The organism is Bacillus sp. V3B (genome assembly GCF_024494465.1).
Classification (GTDB): domain Bacteria; phylum Bacillota; class Bacilli; order Bacillales; family Cytobacillaceae; genus Bacillus_BD.
Genome location: NZ_JAETXM010000001.1, coordinates 712,829 through 731,737, shown reverse-complemented (window position 1 = coordinate 731,737; position 18,909 = coordinate 712,829). Strand labels below are relative to the sequence as shown.

The 18,909-nt window shown below is 37.0% G+C and carries 20 protein-coding genes; all 20 read right to left on the bottom strand.

The features are described 5' to 3' along the window. Nucleotides 1-82 precede the first annotated feature (82 nt). The 20 genes from xerC to ftsY all read right to left on the bottom strand — a co-directional run bounded on the left by xerC (nucleotide 83) and on the right by ftsY (nucleotide 18,849). Complete coding sequence (xerC, locus tag JMM81_RS03700) at nucleotides 83-985, bottom strand: tyrosine recombinase XerC (protein ID WP_256240142.1); 903 nt, start codon at nucleotides 983-985, stop codon at nucleotides 83-85. A 62-nt stretch (nucleotides 986-1,047) separates the two neighbouring features. Beyond that, nucleotides 1,048-2,355, bottom strand: a complete 1,308-nt coding sequence (gene trmFO, locus JMM81_RS03695) for an FADH(2)-oxidizing methylenetetrahydrofolate--tRNA-(uracil(54)-C(5))-methyltransferase TrmFO (protein ID WP_256240141.1) — start codon at nucleotides 2,353-2,355, stop codon at nucleotides 1,048-1,050. A gap of 303 nt (nucleotides 2,356-2,658) precedes the next feature. Then, complete coding sequence (gene topA, locus JMM81_RS03690; RefSeq protein WP_256240140.1) at nucleotides 2,659-4,755, bottom strand: type I DNA topoisomerase; 2,097 nt, start codon at nucleotides 4,753-4,755, stop codon at nucleotides 2,659-2,661. Nucleotides 4,756-5,172: 417 nt separating this feature from the next. Continuing rightward, entirely contained in the window at nucleotides 5,173-6,039 is an 867-nt protein-coding gene (dprA, locus tag JMM81_RS03685) for a DNA-processing protein DprA (RefSeq protein ID WP_256240139.1), read from the bottom strand. 149 nt (nucleotides 6,040-6,188) lie between these two features. Continuing rightward, nucleotides 6,189-7,091, bottom strand: coding sequence for a succinate--CoA ligase subunit alpha (gene sucD, locus JMM81_RS03680; protein WP_256240138.1), 903 nt, complete (start codon nucleotides 7,089-7,091; stop codon nucleotides 6,189-6,191). 20 nt (nucleotides 7,092-7,111) lie between these two features. Beyond that, complete coding sequence (gene sucC / locus JMM81_RS03675) at nucleotides 7,112-8,269, bottom strand: ADP-forming succinate--CoA ligase subunit beta (RefSeq protein WP_256240137.1); 1,158 nt, start codon at nucleotides 8,267-8,269, stop codon at nucleotides 7,112-7,114. A gap of 319 nt (nucleotides 8,270-8,588) precedes the next feature. Beyond that, nucleotides 8,589-8,882 (bottom strand): EscU/YscU/HrcU family type III secretion system export apparatus switch protein, encoded by a 294-nt coding sequence (locus tag JMM81_RS03670; RefSeq protein WP_256240136.1) that lies wholly within the window; start codon nucleotides 8,880-8,882, stop codon nucleotides 8,589-8,591. Continuing rightward, nucleotides 8,879-10,285, bottom strand: a complete 1,407-nt coding sequence (locus JMM81_RS03665) for a hypothetical protein (RefSeq protein WP_256240135.1) — start codon at nucleotides 10,283-10,285, stop codon at nucleotides 8,879-8,881. The genes JMM81_RS03670 and JMM81_RS03665 overlap by 4 nt, the downstream gene beginning before the upstream one ends. A gap of 10 nt (nucleotides 10,286-10,295) precedes the next feature. Next, complete coding sequence (locus JMM81_RS03660) at nucleotides 10,296-11,066, bottom strand: ribonuclease HII (protein ID WP_256240134.1); 771 nt, start codon at nucleotides 11,064-11,066, stop codon at nucleotides 10,296-10,298. Nucleotides 11,067-11,172: 106 nt separating this feature from the next. Continuing rightward, a complete protein-coding gene (gene ylqF, locus JMM81_RS03655) occupies nucleotides 11,173-12,051 on the bottom strand; it encodes a ribosome biogenesis GTPase YlqF (protein ID WP_256240133.1) in 879 nt (292 codons plus the stop codon). Nucleotides 12,052-12,069: 18 nt separating this feature from the next. After that, entirely contained in the window at nucleotides 12,070-12,621 is a 552-nt protein-coding gene (gene lepB / locus JMM81_RS03650; protein WP_375162344.1) for a signal peptidase I, read from the bottom strand. 232 nt (nucleotides 12,622-12,853) lie between these two features. Beyond that, nucleotides 12,854-13,198 carry a 50S ribosomal protein L19 gene (gene rplS, locus JMM81_RS03645; protein ID WP_256240131.1) on the bottom strand — a complete coding sequence of 115 codons (345 nt, stop codon included), beginning with the start codon at nucleotides 13,196-13,198 and terminating at the stop codon, nucleotides 12,854-12,856. A 185-nt stretch (nucleotides 13,199-13,383) separates the two neighbouring features. Continuing rightward, nucleotides 13,384-14,130, bottom strand: coding sequence for a tRNA (guanosine(37)-N1)-methyltransferase TrmD (gene trmD, locus JMM81_RS03640; protein WP_256240319.1), 747 nt, complete (start codon nucleotides 14,128-14,130; stop codon nucleotides 13,384-13,386). Next, the gene (gene rimM / locus JMM81_RS03635) at nucleotides 14,130-14,648 is read right to left on the bottom strand and encodes a ribosome maturation factor RimM (RefSeq protein WP_256240130.1); all 519 of its coding nucleotides are present in this window, start codon (nucleotides 14,646-14,648) and stop codon (nucleotides 14,130-14,132) included. Before rimM ends, trmD begins: the two co-directional genes overlap by 1 nt. 13 nt (nucleotides 14,649-14,661) lie before the next feature. Continuing rightward, nucleotides 14,662-15,048: a YlqD family protein gene (locus JMM81_RS03630; protein ID WP_256240129.1), complete on the bottom strand. Its 387-nt coding sequence runs from the start codon at nucleotides 15,046-15,048 to the stop codon at nucleotides 14,662-14,664. A 297-nt stretch (nucleotides 15,049-15,345) separates the two neighbouring features. Continuing rightward, nucleotides 15,346-15,585 carry a KH domain-containing protein gene (locus JMM81_RS03625; RefSeq protein WP_256240128.1) on the bottom strand — a complete coding sequence of 80 codons (240 nt, stop codon included), beginning with the start codon at nucleotides 15,583-15,585 and terminating at the stop codon, nucleotides 15,346-15,348. A gap of 11 nt (nucleotides 15,586-15,596) precedes the next feature. Next, nucleotides 15,597-15,869 (bottom strand): 30S ribosomal protein S16, encoded by a 273-nt coding sequence (gene rpsP / locus JMM81_RS03620; RefSeq protein ID WP_256240127.1) that lies wholly within the window; start codon nucleotides 15,867-15,869, stop codon nucleotides 15,597-15,599. A gap of 121 nt (nucleotides 15,870-15,990) precedes the next feature. Then, the gene (gene ffh / locus JMM81_RS03615; protein WP_256240126.1) at nucleotides 15,991-17,343 is read right to left on the bottom strand and encodes a signal recognition particle protein; all 1,353 of its coding nucleotides are present in this window, start codon (nucleotides 17,341-17,343) and stop codon (nucleotides 15,991-15,993) included. Nucleotides 17,344-17,355: 12 nt separating this feature from the next. Then, nucleotides 17,356-17,688, bottom strand: a complete 333-nt coding sequence (locus tag JMM81_RS03610) for a putative DNA-binding protein (RefSeq protein WP_256240125.1) — start codon at nucleotides 17,686-17,688, stop codon at nucleotides 17,356-17,358. 171 nt (nucleotides 17,689-17,859) lie between these two features. Continuing rightward, entirely contained in the window at nucleotides 17,860-18,849 is a 990-nt protein-coding gene (gene ftsY / locus JMM81_RS03605) for a signal recognition particle-docking protein FtsY (RefSeq protein ID WP_256240124.1), read from the bottom strand. Nucleotides 18,850-18,909 lie beyond the last annotated feature (60 nt).

Genomic DNA, 18,909 nt, shown 5'->3' with positions numbered 1-18,909 from the left:
ATGTGCTGTCGCCTATGTTCGCCACAAAACATATGGCGGTTTTTAAGCAAAATTTCTTCTATAAGACGCCTTCGCTTTTCTGCTAAGCTCTTGGGTGATGGGACATATATGATTTTCTTAAATACTCATTCGTTACATGTGTATATATTTGTGTTGAGGAAAGAAAGGAATGACCTAATAGCTCTTGGACGGTTCTCATATCTGCGCCATTTTCTAACAGATGTGTGGCAAACGTATGACGGAGCATATGCGGATGAATTTTCCCTACTAAGGTTGAGTCCTCCATTAACTTATTTAATATAACGCTAATTCCTCTAGAAGTTAACGGACCTCCTTTATAATTCACGAACAAAAAATCATGATTATGATGATTTTTTATCAGTTTCTTACGACCATTTTGTATGTATTGTTCCAGTGAATCATGAGCAAAACTTCCAAAAGGAACATATCTATCTTTGCTCCCTTTCCCATGAACGAGAACGGTTGATAAAAAGAAATCTACATCCTTGATCCTTAATTGACTACATTCGCCTACTCGAATCCCTGTCGCATATAGCAATTCAAGTAAGGCAGAATTTCTTAAACCTAATGGTGTATCTTTATTGCATGCATCAAACAATTGCTGCACCTCTTCGCCATAAAAAAAATCTGGCAATCGCTTTTCTGCTTTTGGAGTGGAAACAAGTGAAAATGGATTTTCATCTATTATTTTCTCCCTAAGTAGAAATTTATAAAAGGTGCGTAAACTTGAAACTTTTCTTGATACTGATTTTCTAGCTAGTTTTTTTTCAAATAGTTTTGTCAAATATATTCTAATATCTAAATAAGTAACCTGCTTTACACCATCGATATCTTGTTCAATCATGAACATAAAAAATTCGTTTATATCATGTTGATAAGACTCAATTGTATATTGTGCACAATTTCGTTCTATTTGTAAATATTCAATAAATAAATTTAACGGAATGTTCACATTTTCACTCATTTTCAATCACCTCACATGGGCTACTATAGCATATCACATCATAATAGCCCTCTGCAATGAATTCACAAACTTGTCGCAAATTTCTGAATTGTTTCCAACGCCCTTTTAGCATGCTGTTCATTTCGTTCTTGTTTACCTTTTATTCTTACAGGAAGTTCAGGAAATAAACCAAAGTTTGCGTTCATCGGCTGGAAATTCTTTGAATTTGTTGTCGTAATGTAATGAGCCATACTTCCAATCGCTGTTTCTACAGGAAATTGAATAGGATCTTGACCGTTTATAAATCTCGAAGCATTTATCCCTGCGACAAGTCCACTTGCTGCTGATTCAACATACCCTTCAACTCCTGTCATTTGTCCAGCAAAAAATAAATCTTCACGGTTATTAAATTGATAAGTAGCCTTTAGTGCTTTCGGCGAATTAAGAAATGTATTTCGGTGCATCACTCCGTAGCGAACAATTTCAGCTTTTTCAAGCCCTGGAATTAATTGCAACACTTCTTTTTGCGGTCCCCATTTCAAATGAGTTTGAAAACCTACAATATTGTATAGCGTACCAGCTGCATCGTCTTGGCGTAACTGAACGACCGCATATGGTCTTTTTCCTGTTCGTGGATCTTCAAGACCAACAGGTTTCATTGGTCCAAACAACATTGTTTTTTTACCTCGTTTTGCCATTACTTCAATCGGCATACAGCCTTCAAAGAAAATTTCCTTTTCAAATTCTTTGAGGGGAGCTGTTTCAGCTGTAATTAATGCATTGTGAAAACGATCAAACTCCTCTTCAGTCATCGGACAATTTAAATAAGCAGCTTCCCCTTTATCATAACGGGATTTTAAATATACTTTTTCCATATCAATGCTGTCTTTTTCAATAATTGGTGCTGCAGCATCATAAAAATAAAGGTAGTCCTCACCAGTTAGTTCTTTTAAGTTCTCAGCAAGAGAAGCACTTGTTAATGGACCTGTAGCAATGATTGTCACACCCTCTGGAATCTCAGTCACTTCTTCGTGAATAACTGTTACATTGGGATGATTTTTCACTTGTTCCGTAACACGTGCTGCAAAATCATGTCGATCAACAGCCAAAGCTCCACCAGCTGGAACTGCACTTTCATCGGCTGAGCGTATAATGATCGAATCAAGAAGACGCATCTCTTCTTTTAGAACCCCTACAGCATTTGTTAACGTGTTAGCTCGAAGTGAGTTACTACACACTAACTCTGCAAATTTATCTGTATGATGGGCAGGTGTTTGTTTCACCGGCCTCATTTCATATAAACGAACGGAAATACCTCTTTTTGCCAATTGCCAAGCTGCTTCACTACCCGCAAGACCTGCACCAATGACATTTACGAAAAAATCTTTCATGAATTAACCTCCATCTTAAAAAGCACAAGCAACAACGGATCAAAACAAAATCAATCCTATACTAGAGCTAAATTATATAAAAGTATTTATACTAGTATTACGCCACATTCACTTATTTTACACAATTATTCAAAGAGAATAAAGTTTCAAGTGACTATCCTTATCAAAACTTATTCTTTTTGTATCATACTAATTAATCTGATTGGGTATCTAATGCCCCCACTAGCCCTTCTAATGCTAACCACTTTGAGCCCTTGGACATTCCATCTTTGCATAGGAAAAGAGTGAGTAGTTTACTCACCCTTAGCTTTGTGGTTCTTCTTTATAATCACATTCCATACATTGTACTTGTACACCTTTTTTCAACTTTTTTTCCACTAAAAGAGCTTCACACTTTGGACAATTACGAGGTAATGGCTTGTCCCAAGAAAGAAAGTCACATTCAGGAAAGTGATCGCAACCATAAAAAATTCGCTTCTTTTTGCTTTTTCTTTCAATAATATTTCCTTCATGACATTTTGGACATTTGACCCCGATTTCTTTGACAATCGGCTTTGTATTTCGACAATCAGGAAAATTACTACATGCCATAAATTTTCCATAACGTCCCATTTTAAAAACCATTGGGTTTCCACATTGCTCACAATCTTCACCAGCAGGTTCATCTTTTATCTCTACATGTTGCATCTCTTTTTCTGCTTTATCAAGGTTTTTTTCAAACCCTTGATAAAACTCATCAAGAATATGAACCCATTTAACTTGTCCTTCTTCAATATGGTCTAGGTCATTTTCCATTTTTGCTGTAAACTCAACATTGAGAATTTCCGGAAAAAACTCAAGGATTAACTCCATTACAATTTCTCCAAGCTCAGTTGGAACGAAACGTTTATTATCAAGCGCTACATAGCCTCTTTTTTGAATCGTGTCCAATGTTGGTGCAAAAGTAGATGGACGACCAATTCCAAGTTCTTCAAGTGTTCTCACAAGACGTGCCTCTGTATAACGTGGAGGAGGTTGTGTAAAGTGCTGCTTCGGATCGATCTCTTTTTTAATGATTTCGTCCCCTTCTTGTAGATCCGGTAACAATCGATCCTTCTTCTCCTCTGCGTTATCATCTGTTCCCTCAACATAGACTTTCATAAATCCAGGAAACTTTATTTTAGAGCCATTGGCTCTAAAAATAACCGAACCGTTTTTTAAATCAACACTCATCGTATCCATTATAGCAGCAGACATCTGACTTGCAACAAATCGTTCCCAAATAAGTTTATAAAGTCTCAACTGGTCTCTTGAAAGAAATTCTTTTACACTACTAGGATCTCGGAGAGTACTTGTTGGACGAACTGCTTCATGTGCATCCTGAGCATTCGATTTTTTCTTTTCCTTTCGCTCTTCCTTTTGTAAATAGCTACTTCCATATGTACTTTCAATGTACCCTGCAGCCTCAGCCTTTGCGACCTCTGAAATACGAGTTGAATCGGTTCTCATATAGGTAATTAATCCAACTGTTCCTTCTTTTCCAAGATCAATACCTTCATAAAGTTGCTGCGCGAGCATCATCGTCTTTCTCGCCCTGAAGTTTAATTTTCTTGCCGCTTCTTGTTGCAATGATGATGTGGTGAACGGAACAGCCGGATTACGTCGGCGTTCTTTCTTAGTAACAGAATCAACAATAAAACGATTACCTTTTAATTGTTTGATTACTTCATTTACTTCATCTTCTGAAGATAACTCAGCTTTTTTCTTATCAAGCACATTTTCCTTATCAAACCCATAAAATGAAGCTTCAAAGCTCTCTATTCCCTTTAAGAACTCTCCATTGATCGTCCAATACTCTTCAGGAATAAAAGCCTTAATTTCTTTTTCTCTATCAATAATCAATCGTACTGCTATAGACTGAACTCTACCAGCACTAAGCCCTTTTTTAACCTTTTTCCACAACAACGGACTGATATTATAACCTACTAAGCGATCAAGAATCCGCCGTGCCTGCTGAGCGTCCACTAAATCCATATTAATGGGACGTGGATGCTTGAATGACTCTTTTATAGCATCCTTTGTAATCTCATTAAAAACGACACGACAGTCTGAATTCACATCCACATTTAAGCTATTTGCTAAATGCCAAGCAATTGCTTCCCCTTCGCGGTCGGGGTCAGCTGCGAGATAAATTTTCTTCGCTTTTTTTGCTGCAGTCTTCAGATCTTTTAAAACAGGGCCTTTTCCACGAATCGTAATATATTTTGGCTCAAAATGATTTTCTATATCGACACCCATTTGACTTTTTGGCAAATCCCTAATATGGCCCATGGATGCTTTTACCTTATATTTTTTTCCTAAATACTTCTCAATCGTTTTCGCTTTTGCCGGCGACTCAACGATCACAAGAAACTCTGACATTCCAAAATCCTCCTCAAGAGGGATTATATCCACATTATTTCTATCTTTACAGTAAACTTAAAATATTCATTATTATTGTCCATTTTTATCCCATCTGTCAAACAAAAGAATGAATATTTTTCCTTTTTCCCTAGTTACTTCAAAAAGGAAAACGATTTCATTGTCAAAAACACAATGATTTTTTGATCATTTTCTTTGCTCTTTATACCATTATAATTATTCATCATTTCCATTCATTTTTATATCACTTTAAAGAATCTATACTTTACTTATGTTGCAAAATGTATAACAGATTAAAAATAATTTCAACCTTTTTATTGTATATTTCTCGAAAATTGGGGAAACCACTATGAAATTAGTTATTATTCTCCACTATATTAAGAATTATATTGAAAAATTATATTTTTATTACAAATTTCAGTAATATGAGAATTCTTCTAAAATATCTTGTGCAGAAATAACTAACTTTGCCCCTTGTTGGATAAGTTCATTTGTACCGACCGAACTCGGATTAAAGATATGTCCTGGAACTGCAAAAACTTCCCTGCCTTCATGAACTGCATAATTTGCTGTAATTAAAGACCCACTACTTTTTTTAGCCTCAATAATTAAGGTTCCGTGGCTAATCCCAGCAATAATTCGGTTACGCATTGGGAAATGCCACTTTTGTGGTTTCATGTTTGGTGGGTACTCTGAAATGACAAGATGCCTCTTCATCATTTCATGGGCTAACTTTTCATTTTCTTTCGGGTACAGAGAATGAAACCCACCTGCAATAACTCCAACTGTTTGCCCTCCTAACTTTATAGCTGTATGATGCGCAAAAGCATCTATCCCTACTGCAAGTCCGCTAACAATGACCGTCTTTTGCTCAATTAACTTAGGAAATAATAATTCTATTGACTTTTTACCATAAGCAGTTGCTTGTCGTGAACCTACTACAGCGAGTCGTTTTTTCATGGATAGCAGACTGAGGTCACCTTTTACATATAGTACCCATGGGGGCTTGAATGTTTCGCGAAGTATTTCTGGATATTCACGATCAAATATGGTAATTGTTTGAATGCCAAGTTGTTCATACTCATGAATAGTAGTCATTATCTTTTTGGACTGTAGATCATGTAGGATGGTATTTGCTGTTGTTGGTGAGGAAATATAGTTTCTTATTCTACTATCATAAAGGAATTGTAGCTGAGGGTCTTTTTTGAGGATCGTAAAAATGATATTCCAACTCGCCCCTTGGCAATGGTGGAGATGAACAAGTCTTTGTTTGAATTCGTTCATGATGAACCTCCTAGTCGCTGAATGACTATTATTTTTTATTATTATAAAGAAGTAGCTTTGGGAAATAATCTGATAAAGAAGTAAAAAAATCAGTAAATGATAAGAACGGGGAAAAGCCCCTCTAAATAAAGGGGCTAATTCCTATCAAATTAATGCGTTTTACACTTTTCGTAAAGCCCTTGTTCTTTTAGTACAGTAATTAATGTTTCACCCATAACAGAAGGTGTATCAGCTACTTTAATTCCACATTCATTCATAACGCGGATTTTTTCATCAGCTGTTCCTTTTCCACCAGAAATAATAGCCCCTGCATGGCCCATACGTTTGCCTGGAGGTGCTGTACGTCCGCCAATAAAACCAACAACTGGTTTTGTCATATTTGCTTTTACCCACTCGGCAGCTTCTTCTTCAGCTGTTCCACCAATTTCACCAATCATAATAACCGCTTCCGTTTCCGGATCTTCATTAAATGCCGCTAACACATCAATAAAGTTCGTTCCATTAACAGGGTCTCCACCTATTCCGACCGCTGTTGTTTGACCAATTCCAGCTTGTGTAAGCTGATGAACAGCCTCATACGTTAACGTTCCTGAACGAGATACCACACCTACATGTCCTTTTTTATGAATATAACCCGGCATTATACCAATTTTACATTCATCTGCCGAAATAACACCTGGACAGTTTGGACCGACAAGACGCGTATTCTTCCCTTCCATATAACGTTTCACTTTTACCATATCTAGTACTGGAATATGTTCAGTGATACAAATAACTAAATCAAGCTCTGCATCAACCGCTTCAATGATTGCATCTGCTGCAAAAGGAGCAGGAACATAAATGACAGATGCATTTGCACCTGTTGCGTCAACCGCATCTTTGACAGTGTTGAAAACAGGAACTCCTTCTACTTCTTGACCACCTTTACCTGGAGAAGTACCTCCAACAATTTTTGTACCATACTCTAACATTTGTTTTGTATGAAAAAGGGCCGTGGAACCGGTAATCCCTTGAACGATTACTTTTGTGTCTTTATTAATAAATACGCTCACAATGATTCTCCTTTCTGAGATTATACTAGTGAAACTATTTTTTGTGCTCCGTCAGCCATTGACTCAGCTGCCACAATATTTAAACCAGATTCATTTAAAATATTTTTTCCGAGATCAACATTTGTTCCTTCTAAGCGAACAACAAGTGGAATTTGAAGTCCGATTTGCTTTACAGCTTCCACTACACCTGTGGCGATGACGTCACACTTCATGATTCCACCAAAGATATTCACAAAAATACCTTTAACATTCGAATCAGAAAGGATAATCTTGAATGCTTCTGTTACCTTTTCAGCGGTCGCACTACCTCCAACATCAAGGAAGTTTGCTGGTTGCCCACCATAATAGTTGATAATATCCATTGTCGACATGGCAAGACCTGCACCATTTACCATACAACCAATATTACCATCTAAAGAAATATAACTTAAGTCATATTTAGACGCTTCAATTTCTTTTGCATCTTCTTCTTCAAGGTCACGGTATTCAACAATATCTTTTTGTCTGTATAACGCATTTGAATCAAAGTTTAATTTCGCATCTAAAGCCATTACTTTTCCATCACCTGTTACAACAAGTGGATTGATTTCTGCAATCGAGCAATCTTTTTCTATATAAGCACTATAAAGACCTAACATAAATTTAACCGCTTGACCGATCAAATCATGTGGAATATTGATATTGAACGCAACACGACGTGCTTGATAAGGCATTAAACCAATAACTGGATCAATTTCTTCTTTAAAGATTTTTTCCGGTGTTTTTTCTGCTACTTCTTCGATTTCTGTTCCGCCTTCTTCAGAAGCCATTAAAACAACACGTGACGTTGCTCGATCTAAAACAAGACCAACGTAATATTCTTTTTTAATGTCACAGCCTTCTTCAATAAGGAGGCGTTTTACTTCTTTTCCCTCTGGTCCTGTTTGATGTGTAACGAGTGTTTTCCCAAGAATTTCATTCGCGTATGTACGGACTTCTTCTAAGTTCTTCGCTACTTTAACTCCACCAGCTTTTCCACGCCCTCCAGCATGAATTTGAGCCTTTACAACACAAACGTCAGTCCCAAGTTCTTTCGCCGCTTCAACAGCTTCTTCAACTGTAAATGCAACTTTTCCATTTGGAACCGATACCCCATATTTTCTGAGGATTTCTTTTCCCTGGTACTCGTGAATATTCATTTCCCATCCTCCTACTAAACTATTAAGAAAGCATTCTACAAACTTGCTTATTAGATCACTTTCATATCCAGAAAATTTTCACTATTATATAAAGTAAAAATATACTGCGCTTTCATTTTATATAATGAATAGTAGCTTGTCTACTATAATGAATCAAAAATAATCATTTTTTTAAAATATTCAAAAATTCACTTCATTGAAAGCGTTTTCATTAAATTTAACTATATTAAAATAATCATCTCTGTTAAATCCCTTACTTATTTCAGATGATTGCACAAACTTTAGCAGACGTAAAAAACGAGATTCTACGTAACCTCAGTCAACCATCTCGCTTTTTACTTGCCTGCTTATCCGCACGATAAATAAAAGCAAATACTTCAGCAACTGCCTGATAAAGCTCGTCAGGAATACGATCATTGATATTCAGTTTTCCTAATAACTCAACTAAAGAAGGATCTTCTTGTATCGGAACATGATGCTCTTTCGCTTCTGACAAAATCTTGTCAGCAATAAGTCCCTTGCCTTTTGCCACAACAGTGGGTGCATTCATTTGCTTCTCATCATAATTCAATGCAACTGCTTCTTTTCTTTTTTCATCTTGATTATAGCTCATATACGCAAATCCACTCCTGAATATTGGCTTGAGGTAAAATATGGAGATAGTTGTTGTTTATCCCGTTTCATAACTCGCTTCGATGGTTGAGTAAAATGAACAGCCGATAATTTAAAATCGATTGATTTCAAACTTTCCCTCAATTGCTCAATAAAAGGAGAAGCTATTTGCTTTAAAGAATCATTTTCATTCATAACGGATATGGTCATAACTCGGTTTTGAACTTGCATATCGACAATCGTATCACGAAGGTTTTCGAGTTCTAAATAAAATAAAATTCGACAATAAGCTGGATCAATCTGACCATTTTCTCTTTTTCTTCCACTCCACTGCATCGTTAAATCAACCACTTTATGCTGTAAGGCTACCGGGACTTGTACGACAAATTGTTGAGTTGGACCTGAATCCTGCGAAAGAATCTGAAGCCCAGTTATTTTATGGAGTACTTTTTCCGCTATTTCACTTATAGAGCCTGATGAAGTTTCCTTTAAAAGATCGAGTAATAATGGCTTTAGTGCTTCTTTTTTTAATAATTCTTCCTGCGGCTGTTTGAGGAATTGTGCCACTTCATGCTCATAAGAAAATCCAATATTCTTCATCAATCCTTTTAGATAATTTGTAAATGCTGAATGATCCTGTAAAGCAGAATTGGTCGCTGCTAATGATTCACTCCTCATGTTCATTCCATTTTTCTGGTCATTTAACAACTTTTCCACATTTATCCCGGGGGTATTAAATTCATCTATAAAAAGAGCTAGTTGGTTTCCTACTTTCGTTAAAGGTTGCTCCTTTAACAGGTTTCCGAGCGTTTCTAAGGACTCTGTGAAAGACTCATTGTTCATTATAGCAAGAACAGCTTGGAAAGCTGTCTTCGTCATCGGAAGCTGTTTATGTAGCATCTGCTTAACGGCTTCTAATCCATCTTGACTAGCATCAGATTCTTTTAACCAACTTGCTGTTTGATGAACGATTTCTTTACCGATAGGGAGCTGTTCCTTAAGAAAAAAACGCATGATTTCTGTGTTCTCTTCATTTACAGGAATGGATAGTTCTTTTAATAAACCAGCCAGCGAAGCCCCAGAGGTATCAGGTTTTCTAGTGTTCATATGCATTCCATTTGAGGTTCGTCCAGGCCCAATATCCGCTACATGTCCAACCACCTTCAATCTGACCTTTCCTTCTCCAGGTTGGACTTGAAACCAATATTTTTGATTGGCTTCTAAAGATGCTTCTAATTGGGCAACTATTTTTTGCGATCCTACTTGTAACGAGGCAATTCCATTTGGAAATAGCTTAATTATTTTTCCGTTTAAAATTTGACCAGGCTGAAAGGAGGTTGTTTTAAATTCTTGTGTTGCCCCCTCTTTTAATAACCCAGTTATTAAATTATTTATCATGGTCATGTTGTCACCTTCATGAATGGATATATTCCTTTACAGGGGAAAAACTTTTACGATGAATTGGTGTAATTCCGTGTAGTTTAATCGCTTGCAGATGTTCCTTCGTTCCATAACCAGCATTGCGGGCAAAACCATACTGTGGGTATAGCCGGTCATAATCCTTTAAGATTCGATCACGCGTTACTTTTGCCACGATAGATGCAGCCGCAATAGAGACACTAAGACCATCACCTTTTATAATGGCCTCCGATGGATAGGATGTTTCAAGTTTTACTGCGTCAATTAAGAGAAAATCTGGTTTTGGTTCTAACTGTTGAATCGCAGCTAACATCGCCTTTTTGGTAGCTTTAAAAATATTTATTGTATCAATTTCATCGCTTTCAATCAAACCAATTCCGATTGACACAGCTTTTTCACTTATTTCAGTAAAAAATTGCTCTCGTTTTTGCTCACTTAACTTTTTAGAGTCATCGATTCCTGGAAGATAGAAGTTGTGTGGCAAAACCACAGCTGCAGCGACGACTGGGCCTGCTAGTGGACCTCTGCCTACCTCATCAATTCCAGCCATAAATCGATAACCTTCGTTATGATATTTTTGCTCATATGCTGTCATAAACATAAATTTCTCATATTGCTGTTTTTTTTGTTCCTGCTCACGACTCCATCTTTTTATTAATGTTTGAACACCCTTTCGCTCATCTTGTTTGAGCTGCATGACAAAATCATCATTCTGATCTGTTACCTTTGAAAGTTTTTCTGTGATTTCTTTAATCGTCCATTTCAACTAGAATAACTCCTATCTCTTTTCTATTAATACTATCGGTACTGCTCGAAAAAAATCAAGACCATTCTAAAGGGAATAGTCTTGATTTTTCAATATATCATCTTCTTTATTTTTCAGAATAACCATCGTTTACTAGTTGCCCTGGTTGTTCAAAGGAAAGAGCACCCATCTTTTCCGACCGAATTTCTCTAATAATAAGTTCGGTCACTTTATCGTAGTCTATTTCCCCTTTTCCCATTAGACAGCCACGTTTCCTACCAATTTGATCAAAGAATACAACAATATCTTCTGGGAATTCTTCAAGCTGAAAACGTTCCTTTAAGCGATACGGATAATTAGCTTCAAGAAATCGCAATGCATATATAGCAACATCTTGTAAATTTAGAATCGTATCTTTTATAGCCCCTGTTAAAGCAAGCTTTAAACCAACTTCCGGATCCTCAAATTTCGGCCACAGTATTCCTGGTGTATCCAATAATTCAAGCTCTTTCCCTACTTTGATCCATTGTTGAGCTTTCGTCACACCTGGAGTATTACCTGTCCTCGCAATATTTTTTTTAACTAGCCGGTTGATTAGAGTTGATTTCCCAACATTTGGAATACCTACAATCATCGCTCTAATGGCTCTTGGATTGTTTACACCTTTTGCTTTCATCCTGTCAAACTTATCTTTTAATATTTCCTTTGTAGCGGACACAATTTCTTTCATCCCTGTCCCTGCATGGGAATTAATAGCTAGTGCCTTAATCCCTTTACTATGGAAATACTCAATCCATTCCTTCGTAATGGTTTTATCTGCCATATCTGCTTTATTCAACAATACTAACCTTGGTTTATGTTGAATGATTTCATCAATCATCGGATTTCGAGATGAAAGGGGAATCCGAGCATCCACCAATTCAAATATAATATCTATGAGTTTTAATTTTTCTGTAACCTGTCTTCTAGCTTTGGCCATATGGCCTGGAAACCATTGAATGGTCAATAAATACAACCTCCCGCTTTATTTAATAAGACGCACGTCTTCTATAGGCCAATAAATAACACTTGTTTTTCCTAACACTTCTTCCATCGGAACTGTTCCAATATGTCGGCTATCCTTACTAAATCGACGATTATCACCCATGACAAACAAATGTCCTTCTGGAACTACATCACTACCTACTGGAGTCTCTCGTAATGTAAATGAATTAGTTAGTGGACCATCGATGACTTGTTTTTTATACTCATCAAGATATGGCTCCTCATATGCAGTTCCATTCACATAAAGGGTATCATCTCTATATTCAATTGTATCTCCGGGCAAACCGATCACCCGTTTTATGTAGTCTTTATTTTCCGGTGCGTGAAAAACAATGATATCAAATCGATCTGGTTCACCTATTGTATAGCTGAATTTGTTGACAATCATTCTATCTTGATCATGTAATGTCGGCATCATTGATAGCCCATCAACGACAATCGGAGCAAATAAAAAATAACGTATTACAGCTGCTAATAATACAGCAATGACAAGTGCCTTTATCCATTCCCAAAGTTCATTCTTTTTTGCCAACGCATTCCCCACCATTCTAGGGTATTTTCTCTTTAAAGTGATCAAAAAAAACATTCTTTTTTTAAATCATTTCACTAATGATTACTAAGCATCCATTTTTGAGTTTTGCTTCCTACCCCAAACATTTTTACATCATCTCTATCACTATTTTACATTAATTTTAATACAAAACAAAAAAGAATTAAAATTCAATAAAAAGGAGCCTGTTAACCAAGCTCCTTTTTTGACTCTTTTATCGAATTTCTTTAATACGCGCTTTTTTACCACGTAAATTACGTAAATAGTAAAGTTTCGCACGGCGTACTTTACCACGGCGAATTACTTCAAGTTGCGCAATTTTTGGTGTATGGACAGGGAATGTACGCTCTACGCCTACTCCGTAAGAGATCTTACGAACAGTAAAAGTTTCGCTAATTCCACCACCACGACGCTTAATCACAACACCTTCATAAACCTGAATACGTTCACGAGTACCTTCGACAACTTTTACGTGTACACGTACAGTGTCACCAGGACGGAATGTAGGAAGATCTGAACGAAGTTGTTCTTTTGTGATTTCTTCGATTAATTTATGCATCGTCTTCAACTCCTTCCAACAGACGCTCTTGCACAATATGAAACTTTTCTAACTGCAGCGGAACATCGTTATAAGACATAAACTATATAGTCAGCCTAAGTCACAAAAACTATTATAGCACATAGGGAATTTCAATTCAACAGTCATTATATGATTTAATTAATAAGATTTAAGTTGCGTATACCTTATACATGACCCTTTTCGTCAATGAATTCTTCAAGCCACTTTTTTTGTTTATCGTTAAGTTCAAAATTCATTAGTAAGTCAGGGCGTCGCAAAAAGGTTCTCCTTAATGATTCCTTTGCTCGCCAATCATCAATTATACGGTGGTTTCCTGAAAGAAGGACATCTGGAACTTTCATTCCTCTAAAATCAGCAGGACGGGTGTAGTGAGGATGTTCTAGAAGGCCTGTACTAAATGAATCTTTCATATGGGACTGTTCATTTCCTAATACACCTGGAAGAAGACGAACGATGCTATCGATGATCACCATGGCTCCTAACTCTCCACCGGTTAAAACAAAATCTCCGATTGAAATTTCATCGGTCACAACATTCTCTCGAATCCTTTCATCATAGCCTTCATAATGCCCACATACAAAAATAAGATGTTCAACACTCGCTAATTCCTCAGCCTTTTTCTGATCGTATCTCTCACCTTGAGGGCAAAGAAGTACAACTCGTGGCTTAACTGATTCAGACTTAGCCATTAAATCTGTAACAGCATCAAAGATTGGTTGTGGTTTTAATACCATTCCAGCACCACCACCGTATGGATAATCATCAACAGTTTGATGCTTATTGTCAGCATAATCACGGAAATTTACCACTCGATAAGAAGTCGCTTTCATCTCTTCAGCTCTTTTTAAAATAGACTGACTAAATACACCAGAAAACATATCAGGAAAAAGGGTCAGTACATCAATCTTCATCATGACAGTAGACCTTCAAGTGGAGTAATGGTAATTTTCTTTTCCACCACATTAATTTCTTTTACTACATCCGCAATATAAGGGATCAACTGTTCTTTTCCACCTTTTCCTTTAACGACCCATACGTCATTGGCACCTGGTGTTAAAATTTCCTTTACCTTCCCCACTTCTTCTCCTTCATCCGTTATGACTGTACAGCCTATAATCTCATGAAAGTAATACTCATCTTTTTGGAGCTTTCCAAGTTGGCTTTCTGGTACTTTTAAAATGCCACCTTTCAACTCCTCCAGTTGATTAATATTGTCGTAACCCTCAAACGTTAATAAGTCAAAATTTTTATGAGTACGGTGCGATTCCACAATTAACTCCATCGGATCTGCATCATCTGACATAAACAAATACAATGAGTTTCCCTTTTTATAACGTTGATCTGCAAAGTCTGTCTTAGAAATAACGCGCACTTCACCTTTGATTCCATGTGTATTCACAATTTTCCCGACATTAAACCACTTTTCCATAGAACGCTCACCTCTAACGTATTTCTATTACAATATCATCTTTAATCACAATTGTTTTTTTGTGTGTTAACTCGCTCCATTGATCACCTTTATCAATGTCAACTAAAGCCTGGACTTCTTGTTCCTTTAATTCGCTTCCTAAAGGTAGCATATGTAATTGTTCTAATTGAAAATCAATAAGTTTTACTTTTTCAAGTCTACTTTGAATTTCTTTCTCAAACTGATTTTTTAAGTTTTGTTGCTGGAATTTCTTTGTTTTTTCTATTTTTTTTAATTCAAAATGAAGTTGATCACATTCTTTTTCTAGTTGTAACTTGTTCGTATGATATTTTGTCTGAAGTTCATCTTTACTTTTTTCTGTTAACACCTGCTTTACCACAACAGATTGCAGTAATTTCATTTAAGCACCTCCTATCAGACTCTTTTCTTTTATAAAAAGGCTATGTTAATGATGATTGTTGATAAATGACCTTTGGTATATGCGGCCATGTGTTTGAGTCAGGATGAATCACTTAATGGACACGTATACCAAAAGCCATTAGAGCACCCACACGATTGTTTAACACAGCCTATAAAAAAAGCGCAAGCCCTGAGTGAGGAACTTGCGCTTTTCTTTTGTCCAGCTCCAGCACCCCGAGTGTCTGATGACCAAGGCCTAGAGCTTTTCAATTAGCTAGATACGATATACAGGAGCTTGTTACTCCTTAATTTCTAAGTTAATCTTTTTTTGTAAAGTCGTATTTGTACTAGCCGCTGCATAAACAACAGTTCGCAACGCTTTTGCAACGCGCCCCTGCTTACCGATTACTTTCCCCATATCGTTCTTGTTAACGGAAAGCTGATAAGTTATGCGAGTATCCTCTTCCTGGACATTCACTTGAACATCATCCGGAAAGTCAACAAGAGGCTTGACTATGGTTTCGATAAGATCCTTCATAATGAGTAAGATTACTTACCGTTTTTAATATTATGGAATTTCTCCATAATACCTTGATTAGAGAAAAGGTTACGAACTGTATCTGAAGGCTTTGCGCCGGTTTGTAACCATTTTAATGCAAGTTCTTCATTAATGTTAACCTGTGCTGGTTGAGCAACCGGATTGTATGTTCCAATTGTTTCAATAGAACGTCCATCACGAGGAGAACGAGAATCTGCTACAACGATACGATAGAAAGGAGATTTATTAGCTCCCATACGCTTCAAACGAATTTTTACTGCCATTTTAATAAGCACCTCCGAATAGTTTCACACAAGATAGTATAATATCAATTGTTAAAAGCTTTGTAAAGTATTTTTTCTTGTCAGTTCAAAAAGTATAGACGTTTTGACAAGAAATTGTAAATCAAAACGGTTTAAATGGTAATTTAAAACCGCCTTTTTTCTTTCCTTTTTGTTGCATACCAGTCATTTGTTTCATCATTTTCTTCATGTCTTCAAATTGCTTAAGTAAACGATTTACTTCCGGAACAGAAGTCCCACTTCCCTTAGCAATTCGTTTCCGACGACTGGCATTGATGATTTCAGGTTGTATTTTTTCTTCCTTTGTCATCGATTTGATAATTGCTTCCACATGGGAGATTTGTTTTTCATCGATTTGCATGTTGTTTAGGCCTTTTATTTTGTTTGCACCCGGCATCATTTTCAACAATTCATCAAGTGGACCCATGCTCCGCACTTGACCAAGCTGCTCAAGGAAATCATCAAAGGTAAAAGACGCTGTACGCATCTTTTGTTCCAGTTCCTTTGCTTTTTCTTCATCAACATTTGCCTGCGCTTTTTCGATAAGCGTCAGGACATCGCCCATACCTAGAATTCTAGATGCCATTCTTTCAGGATGGAACGCTTCAATTGCATCCATTTTTTCACCAAGACCGACAAACTTAATCGGTGTATTCGTAACAGAGCGAATGGATAATGCAGCTCCCCCACGAGTATCTCCATCAAGCTTTGTCAAGACAACTCCTGTTAAGCCAAGCTGCTCATTGAAACTAGAAGCAACATTGACAGCATCCTGCCCCGTCATTGCATCCACCACGAGAAAAATTTCATCTGGATTTGCAAGCTCTTTAATTTGCTTGAGCTCACCCATTAATGCTTCATCCACATGGAGACGGCCAGCTGTATCGATTAGCACATAATCATGATGTTCTTCCTTTGCCCTTACAATAGCCTGTTTAGCTATTTCAACAGGACTAACTTGATCTCCGAGAGAGAATACAGGCATACTTAGCTGTTTTCCAAGCGTTTCAAGCTGTTTAATTGCTGCAGGACGATAAATATCGGCTGCTACAAGCATTGGATTCCGATTATATTTCTTTCGAAGCAGGTTAGCGAGTTTACCAGTGGTAGTTGTTTTTCCTGCTCCTTGAAGTCCAACCATCATAATGACAGTTGGTGGTCGACTTGCGACAGCAATTTTACTTTGCTCGCCACCCATTAGTTCTGTTAATTCTTCCTTAACGACCTTAATGACTTGCTGTCCCGGTGTTAAGCTTTTCATCACTTCTTGACCAACAGAACGTTCGCTTACCTTCTTGACAAACTCTTTTACCACTTTAAAGTTAACGTCTGCTTCTAAAAGAGCAAGGCGCACTTCACGCATCATTTCTTTAACGTCTGCTTCCGTTACCTTCCCTTTGCCGCGAATCTTTTGGATTGTATTTTGCAGTCGGTCGGCTAAACCTTCAAATGCCATCTATGCCGCCTCCTAATCTAATTTCTCTAGCTCAGCAACCATTTTTGATAATCTATGTAGAGAGGGTGAATCTTCTCTCATCAATTCTCTCATTTCATTCATCAGCTTGCTACGCTCTTGAAACCTTTCAAACAATAACAGCTTTTCCTCATATTCTTCGAGCATCGCTTCGGTTCGTTTAATGTTATCGTAAACAGCCTGACGGCTAATACTATACTCTTGTGCAATCTCACCAAGGGAAAAATCATCTAAATAATAGAGTGCCATATAGCTGCGTTGCTTCGGTGTTAACAACGACTGATAAAAATCATACAAATAATTCATTCTCGTTGTTTTCTCAAGCATCGCCATTCCCCCAATGTTAAGTGAAAAGCCTTTACAAACAACAGTCTACACACATCTCAGCGTGATGTCAAGAAAATATCTTTACATTCTTCTACCCACTACTTTTCTTCGCTAAAAACACAATAAAGGGCCAACAAAAAATAAAATATCAGTCTTTTATTTTATTCGTCATTATTCATCTACTTCTTCAACCAGGTCTGCAAATAAACCGTATACATATTTCTCTGCATCAAATGATTGTAAATCATCCATCTTTTCACCAAGACCGACATATTTTACGGGAATGTCCAGTTCATTTCTAATGGCAAGTACAATTCCGCCTTTTGCCGTTCCATCAAGCTTTGTTAAAACAATTCCACTTACATTCGTAGCTTCTTTAAATGTTTTAGCTTGGATCATCGCATTTTGACCTGTGGTCGCATCAAGAACAAGTAATACTTCATGCGGGGCACCCGGAATTTCTCGTTCAATTACCCGCTTCACCTTTTCAAGTTCCTTCATTAAATTCACTTTATTTTGCAAACGACCTGCTGTATCGCATAACAGAATATCAGCATTCCTTGATTTTGCAGCTTGAATGGCATCAAACATAACCGCTGCAGGATCCGAACCTGCAGCTTGTTTAATCACTTCAACACCAACCCGTTCACCCCATACCTCTAATTGTTCAATAGCACCTGCTCTAAACGTATCCCCTGCAGCCATTAATACTTTCTTACCCTCCGTTTTAAATTGATAGCCTAATTTTCCAATCGTTGTCGTTTTTCCTACGCCATTTACGCCAACAAACAAAATAACAGTTAACGCATTTTCCTGAATGTTTAACTCAGATGAAGAAGAATCACCCTCCTCATAAATCGCAACAAGTTTCTCAGAAATCACACTTTGCACTTCAGTAGGATCTTGAATATTCTTTCGCTTTACTTCCACCTTTAATTCTTCAATGAGTGTCATAACTGTATCAAACCCTACATCAGCTTGAATTAATATTTCTTCTAGTTCCTCAAAAAAATCCTCATCTACTTTTCGATAACGAGAAACAAGCTCGTTTACTCGTCCTGAAAAACTATCCCTCGTTTTTGTTAAACCATCTTTAAACTTTTCCGTTACATTATCCGTTTGTTTCGTAATTTTTTCCTTTAATTTCTTAAAAAAACTCATGAAGTCACTTCCTTAAATTTAGATATGGTGTCAAATCCCACAATAAATTAGTAGATTATG

Coding starts and splice junctions, on each gene's coding strand:
- xerC (WP_256240142.1), bottom strand. CDS start 985: ATGAGTGAAAATGTGAACATTCCGTTAAATTTATTTATTGAATATTTA.
- trmFO (WP_256240141.1), bottom strand. CDS start 2,355: ATGAAAGATTTTTTCGTAAATGTCATTGGTGCAGGTCTTGCGGGTAGT.
- topA (WP_256240140.1), bottom strand. CDS start 4,755: ATGTCAGAGTTTCTTGTGATCGTTGAGTCGCCGGCAAAAGCGAAAACG.
- dprA (WP_256240139.1), bottom strand. CDS start 6,039: ATGAACGAATTCAAACAAAGACTTGTTCATCTCCACCATTGCCAAGGG.
- sucC (WP_256240137.1), bottom strand. CDS start 8,269: ATGAATATTCACGAGTACCAGGGAAAAGAAATCCTCAGAAAATATGGG.
- JMM81_RS03670 (WP_256240136.1), bottom strand. CDS start 8,882: ATGAGCTATAATCAAGATGAAAAAAGAAAAGAAGCAGTTGCATTGAAT.
- JMM81_RS03665 (WP_256240135.1), bottom strand. CDS start 10,285: ATGACCATGATAAATAATTTAATAACTGGGTTATTAAAAGAGGGGGCA.
- rplS (WP_256240131.1), bottom strand. CDS start 13,198: ATGCATAAATTAATCGAAGAAATCACAAAAGAACAACTTCGTTCAGAT.
- trmD (WP_256240319.1), bottom strand. CDS start 14,130: ATGAAGATTGATGTACTGACCCTTTTTCCTGATATGTTTTCTGGTGTA.
- rimM (WP_256240130.1), bottom strand. CDS start 14,648: ATGGAAAAGTGGTTTAATGTCGGGAAAATTGTGAATACACATGGAATC.
- JMM81_RS03630 (WP_256240129.1), bottom strand. CDS start 15,048: ATGAAATTACTGCAATCTGTTGTGGTAAAGCAGGTGTTAACAGAAAAA.
- JMM81_RS03625 (WP_256240128.1), bottom strand. CDS start 15,585: ATGAAGGATCTTATCGAAACCATAGTCAAGCCTCTTGTTGACTTTCCG.
- rpsP (WP_256240127.1), bottom strand. CDS start 15,869: ATGGCAGTAAAAATTCGTTTGAAGCGTATGGGAGCTAATAAATCTCCT.
- ffh (WP_256240126.1), bottom strand. CDS start 17,343: ATGGCATTTGAAGGTTTAGCCGACCGACTGCAAAATACAATCCAAAAG.
- JMM81_RS03610 (WP_256240125.1), bottom strand. CDS start 17,688: ATGCTTGAGAAAACAACGAGAATGAATTATTTGTATGATTTTTATCAG.
- ftsY (WP_256240124.1), bottom strand. CDS start 18,849: ATGAGTTTTTTTAAGAAATTAAAGGAAAAAATTACGAAACAAACGGAT.